Origin of the sequence: Kribbella sp. C-35, from assembly GCF_046549195.1 — a bacterium.
In the GTDB taxonomy this organism is placed as follows: Bacteria; Actinomycetota; Actinomycetes; order Propionibacteriales; family Kribbellaceae; genus Kribbella.
This window is the reverse complement of the sequence record NZ_JAJPWG010000004.1, coordinates 159151-186143: the sequence shown is the minus strand read 5'-3', so window position 1 is coordinate 186143 and position 26993 is coordinate 159151. Positions and strand designations below refer to the sequence as shown.

The 26993-nt window shown below is 68.3% G+C and carries 22 protein-coding genes; 12 read left to right on the top strand and 10 right to left on the bottom strand.

The genetic code is table 11. The annotated features are described in order from the left end of the window. Nucleotides 1-28: 28 nt before the first annotated feature. The 8 genes from ACLJOO_RS26730 to groL are packed head-to-tail and all read left to right on the top strand — an operon-like array spanning nucleotide 29 to nucleotide 8808. Nucleotides 29-1681 (top strand): hypothetical protein, encoded by a 1653-nt coding sequence (locus ACLJOO_RS26730; RefSeq protein WP_410790144.1) that lies wholly within the window; start codon nucleotides 29-31, stop codon nucleotides 1679-1681. Beyond that, nucleotides 1605-2747, top strand: a complete 1143-nt coding sequence (locus ACLJOO_RS26725) for an NADH:ubiquinone reductase (Na(+)-transporting) subunit F (protein WP_410790143.1) — start codon at nucleotides 1605-1607, stop codon at nucleotides 2745-2747. Before ACLJOO_RS26730 ends, ACLJOO_RS26725 begins: the two co-directional genes overlap by 77 nt. Further along, nucleotides 2744-3931 (top strand): hypothetical protein, encoded by a 1188-nt coding sequence (locus ACLJOO_RS26720; RefSeq protein ID WP_410790142.1) that lies wholly within the window; start codon nucleotides 2744-2746, stop codon nucleotides 3929-3931. The genes ACLJOO_RS26725 and ACLJOO_RS26720 overlap by 4 nt, the downstream gene beginning before the upstream one ends. Then, a complete protein-coding gene (mimD, locus tag ACLJOO_RS26715) occupies nucleotides 3928-4302 on the top strand; it encodes a propane 2-monooxygenase effector subunit MimD (protein WP_410790141.1) in 375 nt (124 codons plus the stop codon). Before ACLJOO_RS26720 ends, mimD begins: the two co-directional genes overlap by 4 nt. A gap of 12 nt (nucleotides 4303-4314) precedes the next feature. Next, nucleotides 4315-5358, top strand: coding sequence for an amidohydrolase family protein (locus tag ACLJOO_RS26710; protein WP_410790140.1), 1044 nt, complete (start codon nucleotides 4315-4317; stop codon nucleotides 5356-5358). Between the two features lie 11 nt (nucleotides 5359-5369). Next, a complete protein-coding gene (locus ACLJOO_RS26705) occupies nucleotides 5370-6071 on the top strand; it encodes an iron-sulfur cluster assembly protein (RefSeq protein ID WP_410790139.1) in 702 nt (233 codons plus the stop codon). Further along, entirely contained in the window at nucleotides 6068-7093 is a 1026-nt protein-coding gene (locus tag ACLJOO_RS26700) for an NAD(P)-dependent alcohol dehydrogenase (RefSeq protein WP_410790138.1), read from the top strand. The genes ACLJOO_RS26705 and ACLJOO_RS26700 overlap by 4 nt, the downstream gene beginning before the upstream one ends. A 23-nt stretch (nucleotides 7094-7116) precedes the next feature. Beyond that, the gene (groL, locus tag ACLJOO_RS26695; protein ID WP_410790137.1) at nucleotides 7117-8808 is read left to right on the top strand and encodes a chaperonin GroEL; all 1692 of its coding nucleotides are present in this window, start codon (nucleotides 7117-7119) and stop codon (nucleotides 8806-8808) included. 11 nt (nucleotides 8809-8819) lie between these two features. On the opposite strand, the gene ACLJOO_RS26690 is transcribed toward groL, so the two are convergent. The 4 genes from ACLJOO_RS26690 to ACLJOO_RS26675 form a co-directional block, all read right to left on the bottom strand. Next, complete coding sequence (locus ACLJOO_RS26690) at nucleotides 8820-9743, bottom strand: LysR substrate-binding domain-containing protein (protein ID WP_410790136.1); 924 nt, start codon at nucleotides 9741-9743, stop codon at nucleotides 8820-8822. A 36-nt stretch (nucleotides 9744-9779) separates the two neighbouring features. Beyond that, nucleotides 9780-11243, bottom strand: a complete 1464-nt coding sequence (locus ACLJOO_RS26685; RefSeq protein WP_410790135.1) for an aldehyde dehydrogenase family protein — start codon at nucleotides 11241-11243, stop codon at nucleotides 9780-9782. Next, on the bottom strand, nucleotides 11240-12589 hold the full coding sequence (phnA, locus tag ACLJOO_RS26680) for a phosphonoacetate hydrolase (protein ID WP_410790134.1): 1350 nt from the start codon (nucleotides 12587-12589) through the stop codon (nucleotides 11240-11242). The genes ACLJOO_RS26685 and phnA overlap by 4 nt, the downstream gene beginning before the upstream one ends. 63 nt (nucleotides 12590-12652) lie before the next feature. Continuing rightward, complete coding sequence (locus ACLJOO_RS26675) at nucleotides 12653-13582, bottom strand: pyridoxal-phosphate dependent enzyme (protein ID WP_410790133.1); 930 nt, start codon at nucleotides 13580-13582, stop codon at nucleotides 12653-12655. Nucleotides 13583-13727: 145 nt separating this feature from the next. Between ACLJOO_RS26675 and ACLJOO_RS26670 the strand changes: the two genes are divergently transcribed. After that, complete coding sequence (locus tag ACLJOO_RS26670; RefSeq protein WP_410790132.1) at nucleotides 13728-14276, top strand: hypothetical protein; 549 nt, start codon at nucleotides 13728-13730, stop codon at nucleotides 14274-14276. Nucleotides 14277-14291: 15 nt separating this feature from the next. Here the strand turns inward: ACLJOO_RS26670 and ACLJOO_RS26665 are convergent, their stop codons facing one another. Then, nucleotides 14292-15254 (bottom strand): glycoside hydrolase family 6 protein, encoded by a 963-nt coding sequence (locus tag ACLJOO_RS26665; protein ID WP_410790131.1) that lies wholly within the window; start codon nucleotides 15252-15254, stop codon nucleotides 14292-14294. Between the two features lie 236 nt (nucleotides 15255-15490). Between ACLJOO_RS26665 and ACLJOO_RS26660 the strand changes: the two genes are divergently transcribed. Beyond that, nucleotides 15491-16318 (top strand): NAD(P)H-binding protein, encoded by an 828-nt coding sequence (locus tag ACLJOO_RS26660; RefSeq protein ID WP_410790130.1) that lies wholly within the window; start codon nucleotides 15491-15493, stop codon nucleotides 16316-16318. 6 nt (nucleotides 16319-16324) lie between these two features. On the opposite strand, the gene ACLJOO_RS26655 is transcribed toward ACLJOO_RS26660, so the two are convergent. The 3 genes from ACLJOO_RS26655 to ACLJOO_RS26645 all read right to left on the bottom strand — a co-directional run bounded on the left by ACLJOO_RS26655 (nucleotide 16325) and on the right by ACLJOO_RS26645 (nucleotide 19897). Further along, complete coding sequence (locus ACLJOO_RS26655; protein WP_410790129.1) at nucleotides 16325-16783, bottom strand: MarR family winged helix-turn-helix transcriptional regulator; 459 nt, start codon at nucleotides 16781-16783, stop codon at nucleotides 16325-16327. Nucleotides 16784-16831: 48 nt separating this feature from the next. Further along, nucleotides 16832-18628, bottom strand: coding sequence for a bifunctional metallophosphatase/5'-nucleotidase (locus ACLJOO_RS26650; protein WP_410790128.1), 1797 nt, complete (start codon nucleotides 18626-18628; stop codon nucleotides 16832-16834). A 120-nt stretch (nucleotides 18629-18748) separates the two neighbouring features. Next, nucleotides 18749-19897 (bottom strand): ROK family protein, encoded by a 1149-nt coding sequence (locus ACLJOO_RS26645; protein WP_410790127.1) that lies wholly within the window; start codon nucleotides 19895-19897, stop codon nucleotides 18749-18751. A gap of 207 nt (nucleotides 19898-20104) precedes the next feature. Here ACLJOO_RS26645 and ACLJOO_RS26640 point away from each other — a divergent pair, with 207 nt between their 5' ends. After that, the gene (locus tag ACLJOO_RS26640) at nucleotides 20105-23494 is read left to right on the top strand and encodes a beta-N-acetylglucosaminidase domain-containing protein (protein WP_410790126.1); all 3390 of its coding nucleotides are present in this window, start codon (nucleotides 20105-20107) and stop codon (nucleotides 23492-23494) included. 186 nt (nucleotides 23495-23680) lie between these two features. Then, nucleotides 23681-24004 carry a plasmid stabilization protein gene (locus ACLJOO_RS26635; protein WP_410790125.1) on the top strand — a complete coding sequence of 108 codons (324 nt, stop codon included), beginning with the start codon at nucleotides 23681-23683 and terminating at the stop codon, nucleotides 24002-24004. Between the two features lie 11 nt (nucleotides 24005-24015). Here the strand turns inward: ACLJOO_RS26635 and ACLJOO_RS26630 are convergent, their stop codons facing one another. Next, nucleotides 24016-24966: a glycoside hydrolase family 43 protein gene (locus tag ACLJOO_RS26630; protein ID WP_410790124.1), complete on the bottom strand. Its 951-nt coding sequence runs from the start codon at nucleotides 24964-24966 to the stop codon at nucleotides 24016-24018. Continuing rightward, a complete protein-coding gene (locus ACLJOO_RS26625) occupies nucleotides 24963-26987 on the bottom strand; it encodes a glycoside hydrolase family 36 protein (RefSeq protein ID WP_410790123.1) in 2025 nt (674 codons plus the stop codon). The genes ACLJOO_RS26630 and ACLJOO_RS26625 overlap by 4 nt, the downstream gene beginning before the upstream one ends. Nucleotides 26988-26993: the final 6 nt, after the last annotated feature.

The following is a 26993-nucleotide window of genomic DNA, read 5'->3' as shown; positions in this document are numbered from 1 at the left end:
AGCCGGTCACATGAGCGGGAGGAGTGCCATGAGTCGCCAGAGTGTGGCGAAGGCCCACCAGAAGATCCAGGAGTTGTCCTGGGAACCGGCGTACCACGAGCCGGTCTCCCAGTACGGCACCGACTACACGTTCCGCAAGGCGCAGAAGAAGGACCCGCTGAAGCAGGTCCTGCGGTCGTACTTCCCGATGCAGGAAGAGAAGGACCACCGGGTGTACGGCGCCTCCGACGGCGCGATCCGCGGCAACATGTTCCGCCAGGTGCAGGAGCGCTGGCTGGAGTGGCAGAAGTTGTTCCTGAGCATCATCCCGCTGCCGGAGATCTCCGCCGCGCGGGCGATGCCGCTGCTGTTCCGGACCGTCCCGAACCCCGAACTGCACAACGGACAGGCCATCCAGATGATCGACGAGGTCAGGCACTCGACGATCCAGCAGAACCTCAAACGCCTCTACATGAACAACTACATCGACCCGGCGGGCTTCAACTCGAGCCTGCGGAACTTCCAGAGCGACTACTGCGGCACCATCGGCCGCCAGTTCGCCGAGGGGTTCATCACCGGTGACGCGATCACGGCGGCCAGCATCTACCTGACCATCGTGGCGGAGACCGCGTTCACCAACACCCTGTTCGTCGCGATGCCGGCCGAGGCCGCGGCCAACGGCGACTACCTGCTGCCGACGGTCTTCCACTCGGTGCAGTCGGACGAGTCCCGGCACATCAGCAACGGGTACGCCACCTTGCTGATGGCGCTCGCCGACGAGGACAACCATCAGTTGCTGGCCCGCGACCTGCGGTACGCGTGGTGGAACAACCACCGCGTCGTCGACGCGGCCATCGGCACGTTCATCGAGTACGGCACCAAGGACCGCCGTAAGGACCGCGAGTCGTACGCCGAGATGTGGCGCCGCTGGATCTACGACGACTACTACCGCAGCTACCTCGTACCGCTGGAGAAGTACGGGCTGGAGATCCCACACGACCTGATCGAGGAGTCCTGGAACCAGATCTGGAACAAGGGCTACGTGCACGAGGTCGCGCAGTTCTTCGCCACCGGCTGGCTCGCCAACTACTGGCGGATCGACCCGATGACGGACAAGGACTTCGAGTGGTTCGAGTACAAGTACCCGGGCTGGTACGACAAGTACGGCGCCTGGTGGGAGAACTACAACCGGCTGTCGCGCCCGAACGGGCACAAGCCGATCGTGTTCGAGGACGTGGACTACGAGTACCCGCACCGCTGCTGGACGTGCATGGTGCCGTGCCTGGTCCGTGAGGACATGGTGATGGCGAAGGTCGACGGCCAGTGGCGGACGTACTGCCACGAGATGTGCAAGTGGACCGACGAGACCGCGTTCCGGCCGACGTACCAGGGCCGGCAGACGCCGAACATGGGCCAGCTGATCGGCCACCGCGAGTGGGAGACGCTGTACCACGGCTGGAACTGGGCCGACGTGGTGTCGGACATGGGCTTCGTCCGCGACGACGGCAAGACGATGGTCGCGCAGCCGCACCTGGACCTGAACCCGGACAAGATGTGGACGCTCGACCACCTGCGCAAGTGCCCGCCGCTGGCGAGCCCGAACGTGCTGCTCAACGAGATGACCGATGACGAGCGCACCGCGTTCGCCGCCCGCTACGTCAAGGGAGGCCCCGCCGGCCGCCCCGCACCTGCCGACGCCTGATCCGATGGGCGGCAAGCACGTCGTGCGGTTCGAGCCCGTCGGCATCGAGATCGAGGTCGACGAGGAACAGACGATCCTGCGTGCCGCGGCCGAGCAGGGCGTGATGCTCATGCACGGCTGCAAGGAGGGACAGTGCGCGTCCTGCAAGTCGTTCGTCCTCGACGGTGAGGACATCGACCTGGACCGGTACTCCACCTTCGCGCTGCCGGAGTACGAGCTGGACGAGGGCTACACCTTGCTCTGCCGGGCGCACGCGTTCGAGGACCTCACGATCGAGCTGCTCAACTACGACGAGGAGATGATCCGCTCCGGGTTGCCGATCCAGGAGCGCACCGCCGAGGTCGTGGCCATCACCCCGGTGACCCACGACCTGCGGCACCTGGTGCTGAAGCTCTCCGGCCCCGGCGAGCTGAAGTTCTTTCCCGGGCAGTACGTCGACCTCCAGGTGCCGGGCTGGGATGCCAGCCGCTCGTTCTCGATGGCCAACACCTCGAGTCGCGAGAGCGGGCAACTCGAGTTCGTCATCAAGGTCTACCCGGGCGGCCTGTTCTCGGAGTTTCTCGACACCGAACTGCAGGTCGGCCACCGACTGGAGCTGAGCGGGCCCTTCGGGGTGTTCACCCTCCGGGACAACCCGGGCGCCCGGCTGGTCTTCGTCGGTGGCGGCGCCGGACTGGCGCCGATCCTGTCGTTGCTGCGGTCGATGGCCGACCGCAGCATCGACCGGCCGGCGGTCTTCTACTACGGCGCCCGGACTCGTGCCGACCTGTGTTTCGAAGACGAGCTCCGCGAGCTGGAGGAACGGTTACCGCAGTTCCGGTTCGTACCGGCCCTGTCGGAAGACGAGTGGGACGGCGAGAGCGGACTGATCACCGACGTGGTCCGCCGGCTCGAGCCGGATCTCACCGGCGCGGATGCGTACGTGTGCGGTCCGCCGCCGATGGTCGAGGCGGCGATCCCGCTGCTCGAACGGCTCGGTGTCACGACGAAGCACATCTACTACGACAAGTTCACCACGACCGGCGACGCCGGTGACGCGAAGGTGCTGGAGGCAGGAAGCCGATGACCACCACACAGGACACACCTAAGTTCGAACGCAGTGTTCCCAAGCCGGTCTTCACCGACGCCGAGGCCGGCGCCCGCGAGTTCCCGGACTCGACACTCCGGCACTACAACTACTACAAGCCGCAGAAGCGCAAGCAGAGCCACTACGAGGACGTCACCGTGGAGGTCCAGCCGGATCCGCGGCACTACCTCACCCAGGGTTGGCTGTACGGGTTCGCCGACGGGCGCGGCGGGTATCCGCTCGACTGGACCGTGCTGAAGGCCTGGGGCTCCGACAAACCGTCACCGCAGCGCGGACCGGGCACCGGCGGCCTGCTCGTCAAGGACTGGCCGGCGACCGGCTGGCACGAGTTCCGCGACCCGAACGAAGAATGGGAGATGACGCTCTACCGGTACAACTCGAGCGTCGTCCGCCAGGTCACCCAGAACATCGAGGCGGCCAAGCAGTCGAAGGCGTTCGAGCAGTGGAACCCGAACTGGGTCCGCTTCGTCGAGCAGCACATCGGCGCCTGGATGCACGTCGACCACGGTCTCGGCCTGTACCTGTACGCGAACGCGAACCGGCGCGCGCCGACGAACATGCACAACAACGCGATCTCGGTGAACAGCATGCACCGGATCCGTGCCGCGCAGGACCTCGCGCTGTACAACCTGACGCTGTCCGAGGAGATCGACGGTTTCGACGGCAGCGCGCACCTGGCGACCTGGAACTCCGACCCGGCCTGGCAGGGGGTCCGTGACGTCGCCGAGCAGCTGACGGCGATCGACGACTGGTGCGAGGCGATCTTCGCCGCGAACGTCGTCTTCGAGCCACTCGTCGGCGAGCTGTTCCGCAGCCAGCTGGTCCAGCAGGCCGCGCCGCGCAACGGCGACTTCGTCACACCGACGGTGATCGGCGCCGCAGAATACGACTTCGCCGAACGCGACCTGCGCTACACCACGGCGATGTTCGAGCTGCTCACAGGAGACAAGGAGTTCGCGGACCACAACAAGGCGATCCTGACGGACTGGTTGGGGTCCTGGACGGCGAAGTCCCTGGCCGCGGCCCGGACGCTGCAGCCGCTGTGGTCGCAGCCGGACGCCAAACCACCACGGTTCGAGGACGGTCTCGACCGCGCGAAGAACCGGTTCAGCGGCATCCTCGGCTCGCTGGGCCTCGAGGCACCGAAGGAGTTGGCACAGTGACCACGCTCAAGGCAACCGTCGAGAGCCCCTTCAAGTCGGACAGCACCGCGTCCAACCGGGCCGGCTTCACGCTGATGAACAACCAGGTCGGCGCGGTCGTCGCCGAGGTGATGAGCCACTTGGACAACGTCACAGTGACGCCGCTGCCGTCGATGATCCGGGTCGACGCGGTCGGCCGGATGGACGTCGTGTACGACGAGATCTCCGAGGCCCTCGGTGAGGAGCCCGGCTACTTCGACCAGGCCGAGTTCGAGGAGAACATGTCGACCCACTACGGGCGCATGATCCACACCGACGACCGGACCATCCTGGTCGCCAATCCCGAGGACGCGGCCGAGTACCTCGGCTTCGACCTGATCGCCTCCAAGTAAGGGAGGTCGAACGTGTACGAGAAGAACGGTGAGAAGTACTTCGTGGTCGACAGCCACATGCACTTCTGGGACGCGTCGCCGGACAACTGGGTGCCCGGCGCGGAACAGTACGCCAAAGGCTGGATCGAGTGTTTCCACGCCTACCAGAGCCTCGCGCCGAAGGAGACCCACTGGACCATCGAGAAGTTCATGAAGTACTCCGAGGACGACCTGATGAAGGACGTCTTCGAGGACGGCTACGTGGACGTCGCGGTGTTCCAGCCGACGTACCTGAAGGAGTGGTACAAGGACGGGTTCAACACCACCGAGCGGAACGCGGCGCTGGGTGAGAAGCACCCGGGCATGTTCGTCCACAACACCCGGTTCGACCCGCGGGACGGGGACGCCGGGCTGGAGGAGCTGAAGCGCAACGTCGACCGGTACGGCTCGCGCGGTGTGAAGCTGTACACCGCGGAGTGGAACGCCGGCTCGCGCGGCTACAAGCTCACCGACCCCGCGGCGTACACCTACCTGGCGAAGGCCCAGGAGCTCGGGATCAAGAACATCCACGTTCACAAGGGCCCCACGATCTGGCCGCTGGACAAGGACGCGTTCGACGTCGCCGACGTGGACCACGCCGCGACCGACTTCCCGGAGCTCAACTTCATCGTCGAGCACGTCGGGCTGCCGCGGATCGAGGACTTCTGCTTCATGGCGACCCAGGAGCCCAACGTGTACGCCGGCTTGTCGGTCGTCATCGGCGGTCTGATGCACGCCCGGCCGCAGTTCTTCGCGAAGGTGATGGGCGAGCTGCTGTTCTGGGTCGGCGAGGACAAGATGACGTTCGGCAGCGACTACGGCATCTGGGAGCCGAAGTGGCAGATCGAGGGCTTCGTGGACTGGGAGTTCCCGGACCAGCCGGAGTTCTCTGACTACCCGCGGCTCGGGGTGGAAGGGAAGAAGAAGATCCTCGGGCTGAACGCCGCCAAGCTGTACGACCTCAAGGTGCCGGACGAGCTGCAACTGAAGGAGGAGACACCGGCCGCGCAGGACGACTCCAAGCTGGTTGCGTCGTAATGACGGCGGTCATGACCGAGCGGGACCGGGTCCTGGACGCACTGGGTGCGGTCCGGGACCCGGAGCTGGACGAGCCGATCACGACGCTGGGTTTCGTGTCCACCTGCGTCGTGTCGGCGGCCGGCGACGTGGTCGTCCGGCTGCGGCTGCCCACGTACTTCTGTGCGCCGAACTTCGCCTTCCTGATGGTCGCCGACGCGTACGACGTGGTCTCCGCGCTGCCCGCCGTACGCTCGGCCGACGTCGCGCTGGAGGACCATTTCGCGGCCGCGCAGATCAACGCCGGCGTGGCGTTGCGGGCCGGGTTCGTGGCGTCGTTCGACGGTGAGGCGACGGCCGAGCTGGACGAGTTGCGCCGTACCTTCGTCGCCAAGGCGGTGCTGGCCGGGACCGATCAGGTCTGCCGGCCGCTCGTTGCGTCAGGCATCGATCCGGTCGGCGTCGCCCGGCTGACGATCGCCGACGTGCCGCCGTCACCCGAGCTCGACCGGCTGCTCCGGCGCCGGGCCGAGCTCGGGCTGCCGGTGGGTCCGGACGCGCCGCTCCTCGTCGACGTCGGCACGGGGGCGGCGATCGCCGGTGCCGCGGCGGCACGGCACCTCGGGCTGGCCCGGTTGACCCGGACCGGCATCGAGGCCAACACCGGGATCTGCAGGGGAATGCTGAAGCACCGGTACGCCGAGTCCGGTGCGGGCGAGGAGGAACAGGGATGAAGGCCGTTCGACTGCACGGGTACCACCAGCAACCAGTGGTCGACGACGTACCGGAACCGGTCGTCAAAGGCCCATTGGACGTCGTCGTCAAGATCGGCGGCGCCGGAGTGTGCCGTACCGACCTGCACATCATCGAAGGCCAGTGGGACGCGGCGATGCACCCGTCGTTGCCCTACACGATCGGCCACGAGAACGCCGGCTGGGTCCACGAGGTCGGCTCGGCCGTCACCAACGTGCAGGTCGGCGACACCGTCATCCTGCACCCGACCCCGACCTGCGGGCTCTGCCGCGCCTGCCGTGCCGGGGACGACATGCACTGCGCGAACAGCACGTTCCCGGGGCTCGACAGCGACGGGGGGATGGCGGAATACCTCCTCACCTCCGCCCGCGCCTGCGTGAAGCTTGACCCGAGCACCCGGCCGCAGGACGTCGCGGCGCTGGCCGATGCCGGCATCACGGCGTACCACGCGGTCCGTAAGGCCCTTCCGCTGCTGCCGCCGGGTACGACGGCCGTGGTGATCGGCGCGGGCGGTCTCGGGCACATCGGCGTGCAGTGCCTCGCGGCGCTGACCGCGGCCCGGATCATCGTCGTCGACCGCAACCCGGACGCGCTGAAGCTGGCCGAGCAGCTCGGCGCCGACCAGACGGTCGTTGCCGACGGCAAACAGGTGGACACGGTCCTGGAGCTCACCGACGGCGCCGGTGCGCACGTCGTACTGGACTTCGTCGCCGAGCAAGGTGCGGAGCAGGACGGCTTCGCGATGACCGGCCGCGGCGGTTCGTACTTCGTGATCGGGTACGGCGGTCAGGTGCAGATCCCGACCCTGGACATCATCTCCACCGAACGCAACATCGTCGGCAACATCGTCGGCACGTTCAACGAGCTGGCCGAACTGATGGCGCTCGCCCAGGCCGGGAAGGTCACGCTGCACACCCGGACGTACCCCCTCGACGCGGCCGCCGACGCGGTCGCCGATCTCGACGCCGGCCGTGTCCGCGGCCGCGCGATCCTCGTTCCGTAAAAGACCATTTCCGGAGGGAACTGATGGCTAAGGAACTCAGGTTCGGAGAGCAGGCGCGCGACCTGTTGCTGTCCGGCGTCGACCAGCTGGCCGACGCGGTCAAGTCGACGCTCGGCCCCAAGGGCCGCAACGTGATCCTGGAGAAGATCACCGGGTCGCCGGTCGTCACCAACGACGGCGTGACGATCGCCCGCGAGATCTTCCTCAAGAACCAGTTCGAGAACATGGGCGCGCAACTGGTGAAGGAGGCCGCGATCAAGACCAACGACATCGTCGGCGACGGCACCACGACCGCGACCGTGATCGCGCAGGCGATCATCCGCGAGGGCATGGCCGCGATCGGCACCGGTGGGAATCCCGTTCTGGTGAAACGGGGTATCGACCTGGCGGTCGGCAAGCTGGTGGAGCGGTTGCGTGAGGTCGCCCATCCGGTCGCCACCGAGCTGGACTTCGCCCGGGTGGCGGCGATCTCGGCCAATGACGACGACCTGGTCGGCGCCGCGATCGCGAAGGCGCTGTTCACGATCGGTGACGGCGGGATCGTCACGGTCGAGGAGTCCGCCGTCCACGGCATGGGGGTCGACTTCGTCGAGGGATTCGAGTTCGACAACGGCTACCTGTCGCCGTACATGGTGACGGACCCGGGCAGCCTGCAGGCCAACCTCGACGACCCGTACATCCTGTTGTGCAGCGAGAAGATCACCAAGGTGCAGGAGATCATGCCGCTGCTGGACAAGATCATGCGCGAGCCGCGGCCGCTGGTGATCATCGCCGAGAGCCTCGAAGGCACGGCGCTCAGCATGCTCGTGCACAACCACGTCAACGGGCTGTTCCAGTGCGTGGCCGTGAAGGCGCCGGGGTTCGGTGACCGGCGGCTGCACAAGCTGGAGGACATCGCGGCGATCACCGGCGGCGCGGTCTACAGCCGGCACTCGGGCTTCAGCCTCGAGACGATGACCGTCGCCCAACTGGGCCGCGCGGATCAGGTCCGGGTGAATGCGGACCGGACGGCGATTGTCGCGTCTTCCGGGCGCGAGCAGGAGGTCGCGTTCCGGATCGCGCAGTTGCGTGCCGAGCTGGAGCGCGCGACGTTCGGCGTCGACGAGGACGTGCTCACCGAACGGATCGGTTCGCTGTCCGGCAAGGTCGCGGTGATCCGGGTCGGCGCACCGACCCCGGCCGAGCTGAAGGAGCTCCAGCACCGGGTCGAGGACGCGTTGTCGGCCACCCGCGCCGCGATGGCCGAGGGCATCGTCGCCGGCGGTGGGATGGCACTGCTGCATGCCGCACCGGCGCTCGACGCCTTGGAGGTGAAGGGCGACTACGCGACCGGTGTCGAGATCGTACGGCGGGCGTTGCGTGAGCCGGCGTACCTGATCGCGGCGAACGCCGGCTACAACGGTGCGGAGGTGCTCGAGCGAACCGGCCAGATGGGTGTCGACGACGGGTTCGACGCACTCGAAGGCCGCTACGGCAACATGCTCGAGATGGGCATCATCGACCCGCTCCGGGTCGCCCGCTCGGCCTTGCAGAACGGGGCCTCGGTCGCCGGCCTGCTGCTCACCACCAACACCCTCATCGCCGAGGAACAAACCCCGTGGGGCGGCAGTGCGGCCCTGATGACCGAGTACGGCGCCCTGGACGAGGGCCTGCACCAGCCGTCCCCGGACTCCAGCACACCACAATCCCTGGGCCTCGGCCCGTCAGTCGGCTAGCGCCTGGGATGTCAGCCGGGCCACTCCGCGGTGGCCCGGACCAGGGCGGTGAACGCCTCTTCGGGAGGAGTCAGGATCCGGTCGGCCCGGCGGACGAGCGAGACCTCGCGCTGCGGGGGAGCCGGGCTGATGTCGAGACACACCAGGAAGCCGACCTCGACTTCACGGCGTACGACGTGTTCGGACAGGACCGCCAGGCCGAGGTCCTGCTGCACCGCCTCCTTCACCGTGTCCGAGCCCCACAGGTCCCAGGTGTCGACCTGATCCAGACCCCAGGCGCGCAGCGCCTGCTGCTGTTGCCGGCGAGTCCCCGACCCCGGCTCGCGCAGCAGGAAGCGGCTTGTCGCGATGTCGGCGGCGGTGATCGGGCGATCCTTCAGCGGGAAGCCGGCCGGCGCCACTAGGACCATGTCCTCGGTCAGCACTGGCTCGCTGCGGAGCGCCTCGGCCGTCGGGGTCGCAGCGCACAGGCCGAGGCCGACCTCGCCCGCCAGCAGCCACGACTCGACCGTGTCCTCGTTCCCGACCCGGATCTGGCAAGAGACCTTGGGCGCGCGGATCGTGAACTCGCTGATCAGGCGCGGCAGGAGATAGGTACCCAAGGTCGTCGTACCGGCCACCACGAGCTGGCCGGTGTCGAGCCCGCGGTACCCGGCGGTCGCGTGCTCGAGCCGGTCCAGCAGGGCCAGAACCTCCCGCGCATGCTCCACGACGACCGCACCGGCAGGAGTCGGCTGTGCGCCGTGCGGCCCCCGCTGGACCAGGCTCACGCCGAGGCTCCGCTCCAGCTGCCGGATGTGGTTGGAGACGGCCGGCTGGCTCATGTAGAGGGACTTCGCCGCCGCGGAGAAGCTGCCGTCGTCGACGACGCGAACCAGGATCTCCAGCTGCGTGAGACTGAACATCGGCCGCCCTTCCTGCGGGAACGCGGCCATCGTCGCACGAAGAGGTGAAGACGCCGTGCGTCCCCGTCAATACCTGATGCAGGCCGACCGGAGGTCGGTGTAGAAGTTCCAGACGTCCGGAGAGCATTCCGGCGCGCCGAGCTGGGAGGCCTTCGCGCCCATATGCGGCAGGTGCGAGTAGGCGCCCACACCGGGGCGGTTCACGTGCAACATGCCCGCCTGGAAGTCCTGCAGCGCCTGGAACATCAGCGCCGGGTTCTGGGTGAAGATCGTGCCGGACATCCCGTACTTCACCGAGTTGCTGATCCGCATCGCGTCGTCGTACCCGTCGCAGGTGATGACGGACAGGACCGGACCGAAGACCTCCTCCTGGGCGAGTTCGGAGTCCCAGGCGACGTCGTCGAGCAGGGTGGGCTTGACGAAGTACCCAGGCGTGTCGAGCTCGGCGGCCTCGCCGCCGGCCAGCAGTTGGGCGCCGTCGGCAACGGCCTGCTCGATCGCCCGGAGACAGGCCTGGTGACGCTCGTCGTTCACGACCGGGCCGATGTCGGCATCCGGCTGGTCGCCCGGACCGATCTTCATGGCACGGACGCGTGGCGCCAGGAGGGCCATGAGTTCGTCGTGTACGGCGCGGTCGACGATGATCCGGCTGGTGGCCGAACACCGTTGACCTGACTGCCCGTACGCGCCGTGGACGATGGCGTCGCAGGCAGCGTCGAGGTCGGCGTCGGCCAGCACGATCAGCGCGTTCTTGCCGCCGAGCTCGAGCTGGGTCCGCATCAGGCGGCCGGCGCCGGCCCGATTGATGGCCTGGCCAATGGGCAGCGACCCGGTGAAGGAGATCCCGGCCACCCGCTCGTCGTCGACGAGCGCCTCGCCGGCCTCGCGGTCGCCCTGAACGAGATTGAGTACGCCGGCCGGCACGCCCGCGTCGTGGAACGCCTGGACGAGCAGAGCCGCCGTCAGCGGAGTCAGCGGGGACGGTTTGAGGACCGCCGTACAGCCTGACAGCAGTGCTGGAGCGACCTTCCAGATGGGGATGGTGAGAGGGAAGTTCCACGGGGTGATCAGGCCGACGACGCCGATCGGGCGCCGGAACGTCAGTACGACGGTGCGCGGCTCCTCGGCGGCGGTCGTCTCGCCGTTCATCCGGCGCGCCTCACCGATGTGGAACTCGAGAATCGCCAGCCCGCGGGTCACCTCGCCGCGCGCCTCGCCGAGACGTTTGCCCTGCTCACGGGTGATCGTCGCGGCGAAGTCCTCGATCCGGTCCTCGATCAGCCGGGCCGCCTTGGTCAGCACCTTGGCCCGCTCGATCGGGCCGATCGCATCCCAGTCCTGCTGGGCGGCCGCGGCGGCGTCGACCGCCGCGGTGACATCGGCCGCGACGGACTCGCCGAACTCTCCGATCACGTCGCCGGTGTCGGCGGGGTTGAGGTTCGGCCGGGTCCGCCCGCCGCTGCTCGCTGTCCACGTGCCGTCGACGTAGTTGAGCAGGTGGTCCACCTGAACCTTGAAGTCGAGGCTCACTGGGAGATCTCCTTGCTGGGTTTCGATACGAGGGTAGTGGCGACCCAGAACGCGTCGTAGTTGTGGATGTACGCCGGCCGGCCCCAGGGCTCGTCGAGCTCCTCCGGCCGGGGTAGTACCCGGTTGATCAGGAACGGGATCTGCAGCTCGCCCAGTGCGCCGTGCGACCGCAGCGGTGCGTCGAGGCCGGTCAGGTCGTGCCATTCGGCGTACCGGCACAGGGCCGTGCCCTTCTCGGCGAGGACCACGATGTCGCCGATCCGGTCCGCCGGCAGTGCGAAGGTGTCAGCGGCCTCTTCGCGGTTGCACACGGTCTGTACGCCGTCGATCGTCCGGAGCGCCTCGATGGTCGAGTCGAGTTCCGCGCCCGCGGGCAAATAGACGCTGGCGAACGAGCCCAGCGCACCGTGATGGACGGTGTACGGGTCCGTGATCGGCAGGATAACGCGCAGCTCGTCCGACCCCGGCTCGGCGCCGGTAGAGCCGAGGATCCGGCGTACCTCGTCCTCGACGAAGACGACGTTCGGCGCGCCGGTGCTGTCGGTCTTCGCGCTCATGCCGTGGTCGGCGGTGAGGACCACGATCGCGCCGAGTGCTTCGAGTTGTGCGGCGTGCCGGTCGATCTCGGCGTACAGGTCGTTGGCCGCCTCGGTGCCGGGGGCGTGCTTGTGCTGGATGTAGTCGGTGAGCGACAGGTACATCAGGTCGGCGCCGCGGGTCTTCATGATCTCGACGCCGGCGGCCAGCGCGAAGATGGACAGGTCCGCCGAGTACACGCTGGGCAGCGGTCTGCCGACGAGCGCGAGCACGTCGTCGATGCCGTTCTCCTCGAGAGTGGCCTGGTCGGCCTTCTCGGCGGAGAAGCAGATCCCGCGCCGGCTCGGTTCGACGAACTCACCGGAGCCGTCGAGGCTGGGACCCACCTCCACCACGCCCGCGCCGAGCAGCCGCCGCAGCTTGTCCTTGGCAGTGACGACGACCACGTCGAGGCCTGCCTCATTGGCGGCCGCGAACAAGGTCGGTGCCCGCAGGAACGACTTGTCGTTCATCAGCACTTCAGCACCCGTTGAGGTGTCGAAGAGGTAGTTGCCACTGATGCCGTGTACCGACGGCGGTTGCCCGGTCGCGATCGACATGTTGTTGGGGTTGGTCAGCGCGGGCATCGCGCAATGCGCCTCCCACGACGTTCCCCGCCCGCTGTCGAGTACTCCGGCCAGCCACGGCATCCGGCCTGCTTTGACAGCCTCGAGGTGATAGTCCGGCTCGCTGCCGTCGATGCAGATCACAACCACCGGCGCACCGTGCGTGGTGTAGGTCCGGTCGTTGACGCTAAAGGTGGTGGTCACGGAGCCACTGTCCAGCCCAGCAGGGCGCACCGGGTACCTTGAATTGGGCTATGGACCGTATAGCTAGATGACGCCCTCGGTGTTGATGAGGACGACGGCGTCTGGGGACGGGCGAGAGTCGGTGGCTTGGAGGGCGGCCAAGGTGGCGGCGCCGCAGGGGCCGGCGGGGATGTTGTGGGTGTGGAGCAGGGACTGGGCGGCGCGGGTCTCGTCATCCGTGACGGCGATCGCGGCGTCCAGACCGCTGTGGATCGCGGGCCAGGCGGTGACCGGTTCCACGGCGAGGACCGACGTACGGCGGCCTGGCGCGCGGTAGTGCTCGATCGCGGACTGCAGCAGCGACCCCACACCGGTTGGGACCACGACGAGTCCGATCGCGGCCGGATGCTGTACGTCGATCTCCGCGAACAGGGTCGAATACCCGGCGACGATCCACCGCGGCACCTCCTCGTACCCGGGCCAGGCGGTGTCCTGGATCAGCACGTCACCATCGCGCACACTGACCGCAGCGGCCTGTACTGCGTCGTCGTACGGGAGCCCGGTGTCGATGACGGACGCACCTTCGTCGCGGATCGCCTGCACCGGGGCCTCCGGCAGACCGGCCGGGACGTAGACGCGCGACCGGAGCCCGAGCGCCCGCGCGAGGTACGCGAGGGCCCGGCCGTGGTTACCGTCCGTAGCGGTCACCAGCGTGAGTTGGCGACCGGAAACCAGCGCGGCCAGCTCGGCGAATGTCCGCGCCGGCCCGAGCGCACGGTTGACCGCCCAGGACGCGCCGAGCACCTTGAACGCCGGCAGCTCGAACCGGTTCGACTCGTCCTTCACCCACACGCTCCCGTGCCCGAGCAGCTTCGCGAGCGCGGGCACCTCGATCAACGGCGTCGCGGCGTACCCGGGCATGCTCCGATGGAACTCCAGCGCGGACTCCCGTGATCCTGGCGCGATCCAGGACCCGGCGCCGGGATTCGTCGCCCACGGGCGCTTCTTCGTCATCCTCGAGTTTCCTCCGCAGCGCTGGGATTCCTTTGTCCTGACCTGCATCAATTCATCGCAGAGCGTGTCACAATGCAACAGAGCAGGTGGCCCTGGACCCGTGTCGTTCGCTCACATCTGAGGGCGCGGACCTGGGGAGGGCGCAATGGGCGATGTGGATGTGGTCAGGGAGTTCCGGAGCCGGCTGACCGAGCTGCTCGGAGAGCCGTTGATGGTCGAGGATCCACTGGTGACCACGGCGCAGGCCGCGCTGCTGCTGGAAGTTCCGCCGCAGCGCGTCGCCGGGCTGATCCGGGCGGGGCATCTGCCGGCGCGATCTCGTGCGCATCGCCGTCTGCTGCTGTCCGACGTCGTACGGTCGGGCCTCGACCAGTGGATGTCGGTCGCGGAGGCCGGCGTCGTACTAGGCCTCGGACAGACCGGCGTACGGCGGCTGATCACGGCCGGACTGCTGACGGCGCACGGCAAGGAACTGCCACTGCGACGCGCCGACGTGGACGTCCTCGCACGCCTGCGCGAGGGGTGGTTGACCTTGTCAAGTGCCGCGACCGCGCTCGGGGCGGATGTCGACGAGGTCCAGCGGATGCTCCGTACCGGTCAGCTCACGCACACCTGTGACGCGGCCAGGCCGGTGTACCGGCACGAAGTCATGGCCGTGCTGGCCACCCGCCTGCCCGCGGCGATGGAGGCGTGACCCCCTGATTCAGAATCAGTTGCCGTTGATCAGGTGGATGGCGAGGTCGGGGCTGAAGGTGCCGGCCGGGATGCCGGCGCCGATTCCGCAGTCGCCGTCGGAGTCGCCGGGGACCTTGATCCACAGCAGCATCTCCGCGCCGCCGCCGGTCTGAGCCGTGACGCCGAGCTTGCGGCCGGGCGGGTTGCACCAGTCGTTGCCCGTACCGTTGCCGTTCCGGCTGGTGTCGACGACGAACGGCTTCGACGCGGACAGATGGCTGTTGACCGCGTTGCCGTAGCTCACGGTCTGCGCGGTGGTGTAGTAGTTCGAGACGTTGAGCGCGAAGCCGTGGGCGTTCGCGAGACCGGCGCCGGTGAGTCGCTGCGCCATCACATCGGCGGCGACCCAGCCGGCGTTGCCGCCGTCGAGGTACGCCCACGCGTTCGGCGCCAGATCCTTGAACTGCTGTACGGCGTAGGTCAGCATCCCGTTGCGCTCGGCGATCTGGTCCGCGTTCATGCAGTTGAAGTCACCGAGTGAGTCGGGCTCGATCACGACCACCGCCGGGCGGTTGCCGATGGCAACGGCGAAGTCGTGGATCCAGGTCCGGTACGCGGCGGGGGTGCCCGCGCCGCCGCCGGAGTGGCCGCCGCAGGCGTCCCGGCCGGGGATGTTGTACGCGACCAGCACGGGCAGCTTGTCCGCGGCGTCGGCGGCGCCGACGAAGCTTCCGACCGAGGTGCCGATCGGGTTGCTCCAGTTGCCGAACCAGCGGGCCATCGGCTTCGACGCGATCGAGTTCTGGATAGCTGTCCGGCGGCCGTCGTTGGGATTGTTCTTCACCCAGACGGCCGGGTTCGAGTTCGGGTCGACGTAGAAGCCGCTGGTCAGTTGCACCGGGTTGCCGGTCGTGGCGGCGCCGGCGCCCTGGTGTGCGGGGAGGACAACGCCTAGCGTCAGGCCGGCCGCGACCAGGACTCTGAGGATCCATCGCATGTGCTGCTCCTGTCTCGAGCTTGGGGGCGGACACTCCGGGAGCGCTTCCAGTTATTACCGCACCGATCGTGTCGGATCAGCCGCCCTGCCGTCAACCATCTGTGCTCCAGCTGTTCAAGACTGCAAGGCGCCTCAGCTCCTGCTCCCGAGAGCGCTCCCAGACGAACCCCGTCTAGGGCTAGTAATTTGAGGATCAGATAATATGAAACACAAATGATCGAGACGAGGAGTGCCGCATGAGGATCGTGGTGACCGGGGCTACCGGTCTGGTGGGGCGGCCGTTGGTGCAGTTGCTGGACGACCGCGGCGTCGAGGTTCGTGCAGTCGCGCGGTCGTCGGGGATCGCTGTGGACCTTGCCGAGCCGGAGGCACTCGCGCCTGCGCTGGAAGGTGCGGACGCCCTGTTCGTGCATCCGCGCGCAGTGGGTGCCAGTGCAGGCAAGGTGCTCGCGCTGGCCAATGAGTTCGGGGTACGGCGGGTTGTCGTGCTGTCGGCGATCAACGTCGACGACGACCCGGCGCACCAGCCGTCGCGGTTGAACGGGGACCGCAACAAGGAGGTCGAGGAGGCGGTCGTCGTCGGCGGACTGCCGTGGGTCGCTGTGCGCTCCAGTACGTTCGCGGCCAACGTGATCGGCATGTTCGGCGCGCAGATCCGTGGCGGTGACGTCGTGCGGGCGCCGTACGGCGACTTCGCGGAAGCGCCGATCCACGAGGCCGACCTGGCTGCGGTGATCGCCGAAGCACTGCTGAACGAGGAGTTCGATGGGCGCAGGCTTCGGGTGACCGGTCCGCAGTCGCTGACCCATGAGCAGCAGGTCGCGGTGATCGGTGAGGTGCTCGGCCGGCCGCTGACGTTCCAGGAGGTTCCGCCGCAGCTGGCGGCCAAGGGCCTGGTCGCGCACGGTTTGCGCGAGGAGTTCGTCACCGCGCTGATGGCGCGGTACGAGCGCGGCGCCGGGCAGCCCGCGGAGGTCACCGACGAGGTGGAAGGCATCCTCGGTCGGCCGGCGCGAACCCTCGCGGATTGGGTCGCCGACCACGCTGCGGTGTTCCGGGTCTGACGACGCTCAGTTCGCGGCGAGCTTCTCGGTGGAGGCGTGGCCGGCCTCGGCGCAGCGGTTCAGGAAGCCGGCGATCAGGTCGAGCTCGTCCTCGGAGTAGCCGGCGCAGATCTTGTCGACCGCGCCGTTCATGCCGCGATACGCCTGGTACACCGCCGCCGTCCGCTCCTTGACGACGCTGACGGTCACCCGCCGGCGGTCGGCCTGGTCGCGGTCACGGACGACCCAGCCGCCGCGCTCGAGCCGGTCGAGGATCCCGGTCATCGTGGCCGGATGGATGCCGGCTCGCCGGGCCAGGGCGCTCGGTGTGAGCGCCCCGTCCCTGGCGAGCACGTCCAGGCAGTCCAGCTCGGCGTCCTTGAGGGACAGCTGGGACCCGACCTGATGATTCAGCAGGGCGAGCTGGACCCGCAGGTCCCGCAACGCGGTCCTGATCGCGGCGGTGCGCGACGGCGCCTTCGGCATACTTCCGCTCTCGTATCATCCGGGATTCAGATCATCTCGAACGGCAGCCTAACTTACTGGACGCGCGCGGCCGAGCGGTGCGGGCGTGAGCACCGGGTGTGCCCGCAGGTAGGCGATGAATCCCTCGTGGTCGCGGTCGTTGCGGACCGGATCGGTGAACCCGGCGAAGACCGTCGTACCGTCGCCGCCGATCAGCGTGTAGGCGAGCGCGGCGACGCGGTAGTTCCGGTTCAGGTCGAGCGGTTTCCCGTTGATCTGCACGGTCGCGGGGTCGACGCGCTGACCGATCGGCTTCGTCGTGTCGTAGGTGTAGCTGACGTTCTGCGAGACCGCGAACGGAGCGAACTTCTCGGTACCGTTGGCCTGTGGCACCCACTGCGCCTCGAAGGCGGCGTGCAGCTGGGTGCCCGGCAGCGTCACCGTCAGGATCGGGTTGCCGTACCCGAACGCGCCCCACGCCTCGCCGAACAGCACCGTTCCGTCCACGTCCGACGCATTGGTGCCCTTGGCAAACAACAGGTCGCCGGTGACGGCGTTCGACCCTGACACCGGCTTGACCGAGATCAGGGCCAGGTCGGCGCGACCATCGCGGTGCTGGTTCGCGTCCCAGTAGGCGAAGTCCGCGGCCAGGTTGCCCATCGTGCTCTCGCCGGACGCGTTCGGCGTACGGGTGAAGTCGGCGGTGACTCGCGCGAGCGGCGTGGCGTAGCGCTTCTTGCCCTGCGCCGTCCAGTAGTCGGCGATGTACTGGAGTTCTTCGTCGAGCGGTACGTCGCGGGTGTTGGCGTGGTTGGTCGACCGGGTGAGCTCGCGGATGACCTCGCCGGTGCGCGGGTCCAGCTTGAGGTTGATCTCGTTGATGAGCGACCCGTGGTTACCGGCCTCGACGACCGGCCGCGGTACGCCGTTCGGGTCCGGAACCATCATGTTGAACCGGCAGTGCCAGTGCCCGGTCACGATCGCGGCGATGTCCGGGGAGGCGTTCGCGGCCAGCTGGAACACCGGGCCCGACGGGTTCGTCCCCGCGTTGTAGTCATTCCCGGCCACGCCGCCGTCGTGGATGTTGATGACGATCGCGTTGACGCCGCGCTTCTTGAGCTGCGCGGCGAGCTTGTTCGCCTGCTCCAGGTCCGACAGCGACTTCAGCCCGGGCTGGTACGACGTCGATCCGGTTTCCGAACCGACCAGCGTCAGGTGGATGAACGCGATCGGCAGTTTCCGGCCGCGGCCGGCGTCGACCCATTCGATGTTGTACGGCGGAACGATCGGCCGACCGGTGTCCGCGTGCACGATGTTCGCGGTGTAGAAGCGGAAGTTCGCGCCCTGGAAGCGGTGTCCGGTCGAGTCGACGAAGTTGTCGTCCCGTCCGCTAACCGGGTACGGCTTGCCTTTCTCCATATGGTCGACGAGGAACTCCACCGAGTGGTCGAGCTCGTGGTTGCCGACGGTGCTGAACTGCAGGCCCAGCGCGTTCAGAGCCTCGATCGTCGGCTCGTTGGCGTGCGCGTCGACCTCGAACGGCCAGCCGTTGAAGTTGTCACCGGACGAGAAGAAGATCGAGTTCCGCTGCCCCTCGCGCAGCCGCTTCAGGTGCGTGGCCAGGTACCCGGCGCCGCCGACGGTCACCTGGACACCGCCCGCGCCGGTGATCACGCTGCCCTGGCTGGGCGTCGTCGGCTGCAGGTATCCGTGGAAGTCGGTGATGTTCAGCAGCTGTACGTCGACGTACCCCGAGGCGTCGTCGAGCGCGTGCGGCGTGGCGTACGCGACGTCGCCGACCGCGGTCGCGGTGGCGATCGCGCCGGTGGTGGTGAGGAACGTGCGGCGGCGGATCCGACTGTTCACGGCAACCTGCTTCCTGGCGGAGGGGTGCGCGTTAGTGCGCATTATTGCCTCTTTCCGACATTATTAGCTGCCGGACCGGACATGCGTCAACGGCCCGGTGAACAATCGGCCAACCTGAGGTCAGAGGCTCCGGGCCGACAGCCGGGGGAGTGAGCCGCGGCTCGCCGCGAGCAGACGCGTGTCGACGGCGTCCTGCGCGAGGCTGGCAGCGCCGAGGGCTACGCACAGCGAGCCGAGGGCAGATGCGTGGAGTTCGGGGACGCGCGGGCAGAGGCGCTCGAGCTCGTCCGCCAGTGGTTCGAGCAGTACGTCGGCAGCCTGGGAGAACGCTCCGCCGAGGACGAGCAGCCGCGGGTCGACGATCGCGATCGCTGTCGCCGCGGCCACTGCCATGCCGCGGGCGTACTTCCGTACGGCGGCCCGCGCCGCCCGGTCCCCGTCCCGAGCGGCCGCGAAGGCGCGTTCGGCCTTGTCCACCGTGGGAATCTCCGCCGGTACGACGGCGTGCAGATACTCGAGCGCCGCCTCCCATGCCACACCCCGCAGCGCAGACATGTCAGCCGCCGCCCCGAATGCCCCCCGCCGCAACTGCCCGTCAAGCACCAACGCCAACCCCGTACGCCGCCCCGCATGCAGAAACACCATGTCTGCCGAGTGATCCGCGCCCCCGCGTCGTAGCTCGGCCAGAGCCGCGAGCTGACTGTCGTTGTCGACGACAACGAGTTGCGCCTTGAAGTGCCCGGCCAGATCGGTACCGCCCCAGTCCGGGATCGCATTGGCCCGGACGACGGTGCCCGCAGCGTCAACCAGCCCCGTCGTACCTGCACCGACGGCCCACACCTGCGCCACCGGCACGCCGGCCTCCCGCGCGCAGTCGGCAATCACTCGGTCAGCTGTCGCCAGCCGCTGCCTCCGCGGTGTCTCCGGCGTCACGGAGCGGTGGGCGTTGGCGAGCATCCGCCCGTCGAGATCGGTGAGCACTCCACGCACCGAGAACGCGCCGATGTCCAGCCCGGCGACGTACCCCGCCTCCGCGCGGAACCGGTAGCTGCGCGCCGGTCGCCCGCGCCCACGGATCGCCGGACTCTCCTCAACCAGCCAGCGCCGCTCCACCAAGCTGGCGAGCACCTCTTCAACTGCAGTACGCCCGAGACCGCTCTGCTCCACGATCTCCGCGACCCGCGCCTCCCCGGCGGACCGCACTACCCCGAGCACCGCCCGCTCATTGAGCTGCCGCAACCGCGAGTGATCCCCACCGTCCGACACCATGATCGCCCACCCTAAACCGACCTACGACGTACGCCGTCGAACTGGGGCCAAGCCCCGGTGACTGGGAACAAGCAATTGCCTGTTCCCAGTCACCGGGAGCTGTGCGCAGTTTCGGCTGGTTGTCTGAAACTGCCTAGCTCGAGCACTTGACGTGCAGTTACGCGCACTGGCTAACTGGCTTCACCCGCCCATGCCCGAGGAGACTCGATGCGCCTGCTCCGGTCTGCTGTCTGCGTGTTCGCCCTGGTTGCCCCGCTCGCACTTCTCCCGCAGTACGCCGGTGCGATCGGTCCCGTCGTTCCCGCGGTTTCACCCCAGCCGCAGCAACTCGTGCAACGTGCCGACGGCTTCCCGATCGCCCCGGTTGTCGGCCTGGTCCGCACCGCGCGCACCGATGCGGATGCCGAGCGCGTCGTACGCCAGGCACTGAACCGCGTCGGCGTGACGAGCATCCGGACCACGAACGGCAGCGACCCCGGTACGCCGACGACCATCTGGCTGGGCCGTGACGCGTCGGTGCTCCGCGCTCTCCGTGTTCCGGACAGCACCGGCCTGCCCGTCGAGGGATACGTCCTCGCCGCGGGCCGCGACCAGCACGATCGCGGTCATGTGGTGCTCGACGGCGTCGATTCCGACGGCACGTACTACGCGGCGCAGTCGCTCGCGCAGCTGATCCAGGCCCGCCCGGGCCGCGACTGGATGCCCGGCGTCGCGATCCGGGACTGGCCGACGATGCGCTACCGCGGCGCGATCGAGGGCTTCTACGGCACGCCGTGGTCACACGCGGACCGCCTGGACGAGCTCAGCTACCTCGGCGACCATCGCATGAACACGTACGAGTACGCGCCCAAGGACGACCCGTACCACCGCGAGCAGTGGCGCGACCCGTACCCGGCCGACAAGCTCGCCCAACTCGCCGAGCTGGTCACCCGCGCGCGCCAGAACAAGGTCGACTTCACCTTCGCGCTCTCGCCGGGCCTGTCGATCTGCTACACCTCGGACGCCGACTTCCAGGCCCTGATCGCGAAATTCCAGGCGCTGTACGACGTGGGCGCCCGATCGTTCAACGTGCCGCTCGACGACATCGACTACAACTCCTGGCACTGCGACGCGGACAAGGCGAAGTACGGCACGGGCGGAGGCGCCGCGGGCCGGGCGCAGAGCGATCTGCTCAACCGGGTGCAACGCGAATGGGTGGAGACCAAGACGGACGTCGCGCCGCTGCAGATGGTGCCGACGGAGTACTACAACGTCAGCGAAACGCCGTACAAGAAGGCTTTGCGGGAGCAGCTCGACACCGACGTGGTGGTGCACTGGACCGGGATCGGGGTGGTGCCGCGGACGATCACGGCGGCGCAGGCGGCCCAGGCGAAGGCCGTGTTCGGTCACGACATCCTGATCTGGGACAACTACCCGGTCAACGACTACGCGGCCGGCCGGTTGCTGCTCGCGCCGTACGGCGGCCGTGAGCCTGCGATCGCCGATCACGTCGCCGGCGTCATCTCGAACCCGATGAACCAGGCCGCGGTCAGCAAGATCGCGCTGTACTCGTTCGCGGAGCTCGGCTGGAACCCCGCGAAGTACGACGCCGACGCCTCCTGGCGTCGCGCGCTGGCGGAGCGGGCAGGCGGCGACCCGGCGACGGCCGCGGCCTTGCAGGTGTTCGCGGATCTGAACACGTACGACGGCACGCTGCATCCGGAGAGCGCGCCGGTGTTCGGTACGGCGGTCGAGCAGTTCTGGCAGCTGTGGCGATCCGGGCAACGCGCCCAGGCGATCGCCGGACTGCGGCCGCGGGTGAAGGCGATCACCGCCGCACCTGGGACGATCCGGTCGGGCGTTGTCGATCCCGCGTTCGCCGCCGAGGCGGAATCGTGGCTCAAGGCAACTGAGTTGTGGGGACAGGCGATGGGGCGCGCCCTCGATCTGCTCGCGGCGCTGGACGCCGGCGACGGAGCGGCGGCCTGGACCGCCCGGCAGCAGATGAGCGCGCTCGTCACCGAGGCCAAGGCGATCCGGGACGGCCGGCTGCCGCACAGCGGTACCTATCCGCGGATCGGTGAACGGGTCGTCGACGAACTGATCGCCGAGACCGGCCGCGTCCACGACCGGTGGCTCGGCGTACAGCCGGGTCGCACCGCGACGACGAACCTGGGGACTTACCAGGACAATGTGCCGGCGCGGATGGTCGACGGCGACCCGAACACGTTCTTCTGGAGCAACGGCGCCCCCGATCAGGGCTCCGAGATCCGGGTCGATCTCGGCGAACCCGCGACGATCGGCGCGATCGAACTGCTGATGGGCAAGACCTCCAGCCCGAACGACTACATCCAGTCGGGCGCGTTGGAGTACTCGCTCGACGGTACGCGATGGACCGAGCTGACCCGCGCGACCACGGCAGAGGTGCGGACCACGGCGCCGGCCGGCACGACCGCGCGTTATGTGCGGTACCGGTCGTTGTCCGCGACCGACTTCTGGGTGGTGGTACGAGAGTTCTCGGTGGAGACGATCGGCGGGCGGAAGACGACGCTGACAGCCAGTGGTACGCCGGCGCCCGCGCCGGGATCGTCGTACCAGCGTGCGGTGGACGGGAACTTGGAGACCGCCTACGTGCCGGTCGCAGCGCCTGGGGTCGGCGATGCGTTGACCGTCGGGTTGTCGGCGCCGAGGGAGTTGGCGGGTCTCACGATTCTCCAGCAGTCGGCGAACGTGGGGTCCGCGGACGTGGAGGTGCAGGTCGGGGGAGCCTGGCAGCGCGTCGGGTCCGTGTCAACGGCGTACGCCGAGGTGCCTGCGAACGATCTTCGCGCCGAAGCCGTGCGGCTGGTGTGGAGGAGCGGGACACCGGCCGTCGCCGAGATTGTGCCGCTGTGGAGTGACACGCCGCTCGCCGGCCTGCACGTCGACGCGGACCGCGCCGACGTAGTCCGCGGCACGGCGTCGAGCTTCGTGGTCGACATCTCCGCCGAACGCGGCGCCGACGTGACCGGCACCCTGCGCGTCGCCCCGCCGGCCGGGTGGACCGTCGATCCGGCCAGTACGTCGGTCACCGTAAAGCGCGGCTTCACCCAGTCCGTCACCGTGAAGCTGACACCTCCCGCCGACGCCGCGCTGGCCGACGTGGACATCCCGGTGACCTTCACCTCCGGCGCAAACACCTTCGACGCCGTACTGCGGGTCGCCGTACGCCCCCGAACCGGTACCGCCAACGTGGCGCTCGACCGCCCGGCCGTTGCCTCAAGCATCGAACCCGGTACGTCGTTCACCGCCGATCTCGCAGTAGACGGAGACACCGCCACGCGCTGGGCCTCCGGCTACGACGACGCCTCGTGGCTCCAGATCGACCTCGGTACGTCGACGCCGCTCGGCAAGCTCGTGCTGCGCTGGGAGGCGGCGTACGGCACGGCGTACCAGGTCCAGGTCTCGGAAGACGGGAGCACCTGGACAACCGCAGCCGAGGTCACCGACGGCAACGGAGGCACCGACACCCTCTGGCTCGACACCACCGCCCGCTACCTCCGCCTCCAGGGCATCCACCGAGCCACCCAGTACGGCTACTCCCTCTACGAACTCGAAGCCTTCGCCAAGACCAGCTGACCCAGAGGCCCGGCCGGTGTGCATTTGGACAGGAGGTGTCAGGCGTTGGGGTAGTGCACCTGAGCGCGAACTCGTTCTCGCGTACGGTGTCTCGCCGGTGCACTACCTGTCGAACCGAACTGTCCGTCGCTTGATTGCTGCTGGGAGGTCCGGGTACCGGGAGGGGCGATGGAAGGAGTGACGGACATGCCGGCTGGATCGAATCGGAAGCGGGAACGGCAGTACGAGCACATCAAGGCGGGCCTGAAGGACCGGGGCCGGAGCGAGGACGTCGCCGAGGAGATCGCGGCGCGGACCGTGAACAAGGAACGCGCTCGCAGCGGCGAGTCGAAGGAGTCGAGCCGCTCCTCCACACACGACATCTCGTCCGGACGCCGCGGCGGCCTGCGCTCGCACAGCGGTTCGAAGGGCCGCACCAAGGAACAGCTCTACAACGAGGCCAAGCAGAAGAACATCAAGGGCCGCTCCACGATGACAAAGGCTCAGCTCGCCAAGGCCGTCGGTCGTTAGCCAGTACCCACCTACCGGGTCGCTCGGAGGCGGTCGTACTCTTCGGCGGTCACCGGGAGGACGACGCCGTGGCAGGGGTCCTTCGGCAGGCGGTGGTCCGCAGAAGGGGTCCATCGGCCGCCGGCGAGGTCGGTCGTCTCGAAGGGGACGTACCGGTGCTCCGCGGTGAATTCGTCGATCCAGAGATACCACTTGTTCTCGGTGTTCGACTTGTACACCAGCGGGCCCTCGCCCTGGCTGATCGTGCCCAGGCCGATGCCTTCGGCCAGCGGCTTCCACTCGGCGGCGGTCAGCGACGTCGAGGTTTCGGAGAAGATCGACTTGCCGAGCGGTGCGCCGCCGGTGCGGCTGCGTTCGTCCTTCAGGAAGCGGTAGTACACGCCGTCGTGGTCGATCACGGTGGTGTCGATCGTGTGCCAGCCCCGGTCGATCCAGACCCGGGGCTCGGAGAAGTCGCGGAAGTCGCGGGTGGTCGCGTACATGATGCGGTTGTAGCTGACACCCTCGTGGTCGGCGTTGTCGTAGAGCGTGGAGGACCAGTGCACGACGTACGCCTCCTGTTCTGGGTCCCAGATCGCCTCCGGGGCCCAGGTGTTGCCGGCCTCGGGCGGTGCGACCTCGACGAGCCGGCCGGGTCCCCAGTTCACGAGATCCGCTGACTCCCAGACCATGATCGAGCGGCTGCCTCGGCGCTGGTGACGGTCCCAGTCGCGGCTGCTGAAGAGACGCAGGTCGGTGGCGACCAGGTAGAACCGGTCGCCTTCCGGGGAACGGACGATGTGCGGATCGCGGACGCCGCACTCGCCCAGGGTGGAGCGCAGGACCGGTTCGCCGCCGTTGAGGTCGTTGAAGTGCAGCGGGTCGTTGCCGTCGCTCAAGGCGAAGTAGATCTGCTCACCGTCGACGGACTCGCGCTTGAAATGTGCGTACAGGTAGCCCGCGTAGGGGTGTCCGGATGTCATGAGTGATCCAGGCGGAGGACCCGGGCCGCAGGCTCGGGGGAGTTGGCGGTGATGACCAGCGCGTCGTCGGTCCAGGAGTAGGTCCAGTCGCCGAGGTCGGTGGGGAAGTGCGGTGCGAGCTTCGAGCGCGGGATCGGGATGCTGATCGTGGACGGGCCGGGGACGCGGTGCCAGACACTGAGGTAGGAGACGTCGGGACCATTGAGTGCGAGAGCGATCCAGTCGTCGGTCCACAGCGGTAGGCCGAGCGGCCAGGCGGGGACGAGTGTGTGCAGATCATCGAGTACGGCGCGATGGGCGGTCAGCGCCGACCGGACGAGGTCCAGCTCGGCCGGCGTCATCCGGTTGAGGTGACCCGAGAGGTAGAGCCGGCCGAGGATGCCGTTGACGAGTGCGAGGGTGAACTCCTCGGGGGTCGTGCCGGTGATCGGGTAGGCCCAGTTGCCGGCCTGCTCCGGGAGTACGGCGGCGGGCGCGGCCGCGGAGATCGGTGCGTAGAGCAACGGATGTTCCTGGTCCGAGGTCGACTGCAGATGCAGGCGGGACAGCATCGCGTAGTCCATCCGCATCGCACCGGAGCCGCAGTTCTCGATCAGCAGCTCCGGATGGCGTTCCTGGACCGCGTCCAGCCAGCTCAGCAGTGCCCGGTTGTGTTCCAGCAGGCCTTGCCCCAGAGACGTCCCGTCCTTGTCGGTTCCGGGCCCGGTCATGGTGTTGTTGTCGAACTTGAAGAAGCCGATGCCGAACTCGTCGACGAGGCGGTCGACAGTGGCGTCGAGGTGCTTGCGGGCGGCGGGACTGCGCAGGTCGAGCAGGTAGCGGCCGTTCTCGGCGATTCGCCTGCCGTGGCGGGTGAGGAACGCGTCGTCGGGGAGTTCGCCGGCGATCGGTGAGTGCACGCCGATGACCTCGGGCTCGAGCCAGAGGCCGGGCACCATCGCGTGGTGGCGGATCCGGTCGATCACCTCGGCGAGGCCGTTCGGGAACCGCGTCGTCGACGGTTGCCAGGCGCCGACGGTGTTCCACCAGTCGCCTTCGGCGTACCAGCCGGCGTCGATACAGAAGTAGTCCGCCCCGACCTCGGCCGCGGCGTCGATCAGCGGCAGCAGTTTCTCGGTCGTCGGGTCGCCCAGCAACGTGTTCATGTAGTCGTTGAAGATGACCGGCATCCGGTCGTCGATCGGGCGCCGGTTCCGGATCGTACGACGCTGCCGCGTGAGCGCCGCGAACACACTGCCTGCGTCGGTCCCGGCAACGAGTGAAACCGGCACCGTCGTGAACGGCGTGCCGGCGGTGACCTCGACGGTCCACTGGTGTTCATGATCGGTCGGTCCGCTCAGCAGCAGGTAGCCACCGCGTTCGGTCTCGCCGAGCTCGTAGTGCCATGGACCGTTGTGCTCGATCTGCCAACCGAGGGCGTACGGCGTACTTCGGTCGACCAGAACGCCGATGGGCAGAGTCTCTCCCGAGGACCACGAGTTCGTGCTGGTCACCGCGTGCCGGCTCTTGGCGACGTGGTGATGCGGGTCGCGGACGATGTCGGCAAGCACCTCGCGGACCGCGCGCTTCGACCACCGGTTCTCGGCCATCCAGCTGTTCGCGGCCGAGTACAGCTCGGCGTCGATCGACTCGAGGCCGACCGTGAGAGACGACAGGAACGTGAGCTCCAGAGAGCCCGGTCCGCTGATCGAGGCCTCGGTCCAGGTGCGTACGCCGGCTCGCGCTTCGAAGACGCTGGTGACGCGGAGGCCCGTGGCCGGCTCCTCCTGGACGATGCGCAGCATGGTCGGAGTCTCGTCGTGCCGTACGTACCGCAACTGCCGCCCGAGGACGGTGCCTGCCTGACGGTTGCTGGAATGACCGTGCCCCACGGCGGAGACCTCCACCAAGGGCTGACTCGGATCGGGCTCGTCACCCGTCGGCTGCGAGGCCTCGCGGACAGCGACCAGCCGGACGGGACCTTCGTCGAGGGCGAACGTCAGTGCGAGTTCCGGCGTACTCCAGTGCAGCAGGTTGTTCACAAGGCC